The organism is Brevundimonas sp. P7753 (assembly GCF_013386595.1).
GTDB classification, from domain to species: Bacteria; Pseudomonadota; Alphaproteobacteria; order Caulobacterales; family Caulobacteraceae; genus Brevundimonas; species Brevundimonas bullata.
The window spans coordinates 1-316 of sequence record NZ_JACARP010000259.1; the positions used below are offsets into that span (position 1 = coordinate 1).

Annotated in this window: 1 pseudogene; it reads right to left on the minus strand. The window is 69.0% G+C overall.

The window, feature by feature from the left end:
• Positions 1-316 (minus strand): annotated as a pseudogene (locus tag HX774_RS19490) (hypothetical protein); the annotation flags it as partial.

Consider the following 316-nt stretch of genomic DNA (forward strand, 5'->3'; position numbering starts at 1 on the left):
GCCGCCATTGCCGCCAATGCCGACGCTGATTGCAGGGGCCCCAATGCCGCCAACGCTGGCCGCGACACTAAAGCCGCCGTTACCGCCCCCGCCGGAAATGGATTGCAGCAGCACGCCGGTCGAGCCCAGACCCAGCGTGGCGATATCGCCGGTGTAGTCGATGTTGATCTTGCCGCCGCGACCGCCGTTGGCCCCTTCGCCGCCGATGGTCGCCGTCACCGCCGCGCCGAGACCGCCCATGACGCTGGCGCCGATGCTGTAACCACCGTTGCCGCCGCCGCCGCCCACGGCTGTCTCTGATACACTTCTCCGTGCA